The organism is Bradyrhizobium genosp. SA-3, assembly GCF_004212635.1.
In the GTDB taxonomy this organism is placed as follows: Bacteria; Pseudomonadota; Alphaproteobacteria; order Rhizobiales; family Xanthobacteraceae; genus Bradyrhizobium.
The window spans coordinates 1-4902 of the sequence record NZ_PSRT01000261.1 but is presented as its reverse complement, the minus strand read 5'-3'; the positions used below and the strand labels follow the sequence as shown (position 1 = coordinate 4902).

The window sequence follows — 4902 nt, the reverse complement described above, 5'->3', positions numbered from 1 at the left end:
TGCAGCCGCGGGCGGCGGTGTGGCCGGGCGCGCGGGCGGTGCGGCCGCTGGCGGTCCCTTCGGCGGCTGCTTCGGTTTTCCGTCAGGGCCCGTCTCTTGTGGCTGGGCCTGTGCGACGACGAGCGGCGGCGTACTTTGCGCATGCGATGCGGAGCTTGCGAATTGCATCGCGGTCAGAGCCGTCGTTGCAAGCAGCACGAAACGAAGGTTGGTCATGGTGGTGAACTTCCCCGGAAGGTTCTTTGACGAAGTGTTGGGATGAACGGCTACGCGTTAGGCCGGAATGTGGCGGGCCAAGCAGTCGTGGCTCGATTTATTTCTGCACGCAAATCACCTCACTATGACGACGTTCATTGCGCATTCAGACGCAGGTTGCAATCGCCCCACATGTGATCGCTCGCCTCATGTGTGGTCCCGCGGCGAAGGTGCGTCCGTCGCAGGATTGGGCGTGAGCGGCCCGTTCGGTCCGCGTTGTGGAATCTCTTCGGGAACGTGCGGCGGCAATTCATCCGGCCGCGGTGTTTCGCCAGGCTCGCGCAACGGTGGCGTGATGTCGGGTTGCGGATTGCCCGGCGGAATTCCAGGAGGCGGCTCGGTCGGATTCCCCGGTGTTGCCGGCGGAATCTCAGGCGGCTCGATTGGCATCGGCACCTTCGTGAACAGTTGTCCAGAGGACAATAACGATGATGCCGTGCCGATGTTCCCTTTTCGCGTGGTGTGGAACGCGGCTTATTCCGGAGTATGGCAGACGGCCTCGATGTTGTGGCCGTCGGGATCGAGCACGAACGCTCCGTAATAGTTCGCATGATAATGCGGGCGGATGCCGGGCGGGCCGTTGTCGCGTCCGCCCGCCGCGATCGCCGCCTTGTAGAACGAGTCCACCGTGGCGCGGTCCTTGGCGTGAATGGCGACGTGCACCGGCTTGTTCATGGCGCCCTCGCCGCCGATCCAGAAATCGGGCTTGCCGTCGGTGCCAAAGCCTGCGGCGGCGGCGTGCCCGGTCTGCTCCGCCGTCACTTCCATGATCAGGCTGTAGCCGAGCGGCGCCAGCGCTTTGACGTAGAACGCCTTGGCGCGCTCATAGTCGGAGACGGAGAAACCCAAATGGTCGATCATCGCAAGCTCCGCTGTTCGTCCCCGTCAGCGCGACAGGAACGTATTGCTCCGCGTCTTGCGCGTGATGGCAAAGCCGCGCGCGAGCATGTCGGCAATACAATCCTGCTGCCATTCGTTTTGTGACAGGTGCTCAATGACGACCGCGCGCGGCCACAGCGATTTCGGCGCGTCGCGGAAGAAGCCGATCAGCACGCGGTCCTCAAAACCCTCGACGTCGATCTTGAGCGAATCGACTTGCGCGACGCCGGCTTCGTCGAGAATGCGCGTCAGCCGCAATGACGGGACCTTGATGGCATCGACGCTCGCGGCGCCGGTGACGACGTGGGTGGCACCGAGATTGCCGCCGCCGCTCTCGATCATCAGCTCGCCGTCGCTGTCGCCCGCGGCGGCCTGCACCAGGCGCACCTGAATCGCTTTCGATGCGGCGTGATTGAACGCTAACCGCGCAAATGTCGTCGGATGCGGCTCGATCGCAACGACCTTGCCTTTGGTGCCGACCTGCCGCGCCATCACCAGCGCAAACGTGCCGACATTGGCGCCGACGTCGACGAACGTGCCGCCCGCCGGGGTGTGCCGACGCAGGAAATCGAGCTCGTCGAGATTGTAATCTGGATTGAACAGCGCGCCGCGCTCGGTCGCACTGCCCTGGTGATAGAAACGGAACAAGGCGCCTTGATACTGCACGTCGACCGGACCGCCGCGCAGCAGGTTGACCAGCCGCGACATCCAGGGCCGGAATGCGCCGCGCTTCAGCCCCGATCGTGTCGCGAGGCGAATGATCGCGGCCTGCGCCGCATTCGGCGCAAACGCGCCAAACGGCGCGGACGAAGGGGCGTTGTCGGTCGTCAAGCAGGCGGTCCTCATTGCAAGCGGCGCATGCATAGCCGGTTTTGCCTTGCGCTACAATTTCGGTGTCGTCCCGGACAAGCGTCAGCGCAGATCCGGGACCCATAACCCCAGGGCGTAGTTAGGCGCGAGCTGGCAACTCCGAGTCCTCGCCACACTCAATCCTGTGGCTATGGGTCCCGGATCGGCGCGCGCTTGGGGCGCGCTTGCCCGGGACGACGAGGAGAGAGTCACGCGGCCTTTTTGGCCGGCGCCATGCGCTGGCGCAGGAGGCGGCCGAGCAGCTTGCGCTTGCCCTTGCGCGGTATCAGGTCGACGTCGCTGACGAGCCTGGCGCCGCCCTTGCGGCGCTCCAGCACGATCTTGCGGCTGTGGAAAGCCTCGAGCTCGGCGCGATGCGCGACGCTGACGATGGTCGCCTTGGGCAGCGCGTCGGTGACCATCTTCATCATCTTGTCCTGGCTCTTCTCGTCGAGCGCGGATGTGGCCTCGTCGAGCACGACGATGTCGGGGCTGTGCAGCAACAGCCGCGCAAAGGCGAGGCGCTGCTTCTCGCCGCCTGACAGCGTCTGGTCCCACGGCGCCTCCTCCTTAATCTTCTCCTTGAGGTGATCGAGACCGACCTTGCGCAGGACCTGGCCGATCTCCTCGATCGTCCAGTCGTCGGCGGCGCCGGGATAGGCGACCGCGCGGCGCAGCGATCCCGAGGGCACGTAGGGCCGCTGCGGCAGCATGAACAGCCGCCGGTCGGGATGGAAATTGACGCTGCCGCCGCCCCACGGCCATAGCCCTGCGATGGCGCGCACCAGCGTGCTCTTGCCGGTGCCGGATTCGCCGGCAACCAGAAGCCGCTCGCCCGGCTCGATCACCACTTCGGTCTCGCCGACCACCGCGGTGCCGTCGTCGAGCGTGACGGAAAGGTCTTTCAACTCCAGCATGGCGTCATTGCCGGTCTCGCCGCGCTGGATGCGGCCAAGGCCATCGCCCTGCTCGGCGCGCTCGAGGCCGTCGAGCGACATCATCAGCGAGGCGATGCGGCGCGCGCAGGCATTCCAGTCGGCGAGTCGCGGATAATTGTCGACCAGCCAGCCGAACGCGCTCTGCACGATGGTGAAGGCGGAGGCCGCCTGCATCACCTGTCCCAGCGTCATGCTGCCGTCGAGGAATTTTGGCGCACAGAGCAGGAGAGGGACCACGGGCGCCACGAGGCTGGAGCCCTGCGAGACAAGCGTCGTGCGCATGTGTTGTCCGGCCAGGCGCGCCCATTGCCGAAGCACGCTGGTGAAATTGCGGTCGATGCCATCGCGTTCCTCCTCTTCGCCGCCGAGCAGCGCGATGCTCTCGCCGTGCTCGCGCACGCGCGTCAGCGTGTAGCGGAAATCGGCTTCGGCCTGGTTCTTGTGCTCGGAGACCTGCACGAAGCGGCGGCCGATCACCAGGATCGAGCTGGAGGCGATCGCGGCATAGAGGATCGCGGCGATCACCAGGAAGCCGGGAATGGTGATGCTAGAGCCGCCCAGCGTGACGGTGAGCGCGCCGCCGATGGTCCAGAGCACGACGATGAAAGTCACGGCCGATAGCAGCGCCGACGTCACGCCGGCGAGGAAGTCGACCGGCGAGTCGGTCGCAATGCGCAAGTCCTCGGCGATGCGGTATTCGGGATTATTGTGGTCGCCGCTGACGAGGTTGAGCTGATAATAGCGGCCGTTGGCGAGCCAGCGTGTCAGCACGCTTGCCGTGAGCCAGGCGCGCCAGCGCCGCTGAATGCTCATGCGCGCGAACACCTGAGCGACGCCGAGCGCGATGCTGCCGATCGCGAGCGGGAAGAACATTGCGCTGAGATGGAAGACACTCGTCGCATCGCGCTGCTCGATGGCGTCGAAGATGGCGCGATTCCAGACATTGATGCCGTACTGGAAGCCGACGGTCAGGACGATCAGCACGCCGAGGCCGATCGAGAGCGGCCAGGCGAGACGATCGCCGTTACGGCCCCAGAAGCCGCGCGCGCTGATCCAGAAGCGCGTCAGCAGATAATCTTTGCGAACCTGTTCGGCTTCCTCGGGTGATAGTTCGGGGTCGGGTTCGAGCAGCTCGGGAGGCGGCGGCGGTGCCACTTCATCGCCGTTCTCGCCTTTGATCTCGACAATGGGCGGCTTTTCGCCCTGTTCGCGCTTCACGGCGGGCTTGTGCATAGGCGGACAACGCGAAGGAAATCAACCGGTTCCATCCGGTTCCGATCGCCGAATCATTCGGCAGCGCCATCCCGGACGCGTCGCAGCCGTGCGGCCCGGTGCAGAACGCGCGACAACTCTTCGATCGAATAGGGCTTCTGCACGAGATCGAAGCCGGCAGTGCCATCCTGCGACAGGGCCTGGCTGTAGCCCGTGGTCAGCACGATCGGCACGCCGATGCCGCGCTCGCGGACCGCCTGCGCGAGATCGAGCCCGGTCATTCCGGGCATCACGACGTCCGAGAACACGACGTCGAAACGATTGGCGTCCACGACGAGCTCGGCAAGCGCATCGGTCGCATTGTCGACCAGCGTGATGCTGTAGCCGAGCTCGGTGAGGCCGTCGGCGGCAAAATTGGCGAGCTCGATGTTGTCCTCGACCACCAGCACCGACATGCCGCTGCCGGCCACCGCCGGCGCCGTGTTCGGCGCCTGCCGCTGCGACCGCAGGTCCGGCGGCACGCGCGGCAGATAGAGCGAGAAGGTGCTGCCTTGCCCCACCTCGCTCGTGACCGTCACCTCGCCGCCGGATTGCCGGGCGAAGCCGAACACCTGGGACAGGCCAAGACCGGTGCCGTGGCCGACCTGCTTGGTGGTGAAGAACGGCTCGAAGATGCGGCCGAGCCGCGCCGCAGGAATGCCGATTCCGGTGTCGCTGACGGTGACGCGGACGAAGCCATGGTTGCCGGAGACCGGCGTGTCCGGAATGG

5 protein-coding genes and 1 pseudogene are annotated in these 4902 nt (G+C 65.7%); all 6 read right to left on the bottom strand.

What is annotated here, in order from left to right:
* A pseudogene (locus CWO91_RS43920) lies at positions 1–216 on the bottom strand (OmpA family protein); the annotation flags it as partial.
* 186 nt (positions 217–402) lie between these two features.
* Positions 403–645, bottom strand: coding sequence for a hypothetical protein (locus CWO91_RS44900; RefSeq protein ID WP_130221079.1), 243 nt, complete (start codon positions 643–645; stop codon positions 403–405).
* Positions 646–729: 84 nt separating this feature from the next.
* On the bottom strand, positions 730–1116 hold the full coding sequence (locus tag CWO91_RS41540) for a VOC family protein (protein WP_130221078.1): 387 nt from the start codon (positions 1114–1116) through the stop codon (positions 730–732).
* Positions 1117–1140: 24 nt separating this feature from the next.
* Entirely contained in the window at positions 1141–1965 is an 825-nt protein-coding gene (locus CWO91_RS41535) for an FkbM family methyltransferase (protein WP_165406075.1), read from the bottom strand.
* Positions 1966–2192: 227 nt separating this feature from the next.
* Positions 2193–4154: an ABC transporter ATP-binding protein/permease gene (locus CWO91_RS41530; RefSeq protein ID WP_130221076.1), complete on the bottom strand. Its 1962-nt coding sequence runs from the start codon at positions 4152–4154 to the stop codon at positions 2193–2195.
* Positions 4155–4207: 53 nt separating this feature from the next.
* A partial coding sequence (locus tag CWO91_RS41525) for an ATP-binding protein (protein ID WP_130221075.1) occupies positions 4208–4902 on the bottom strand: 695 nt, incomplete at its 5' end.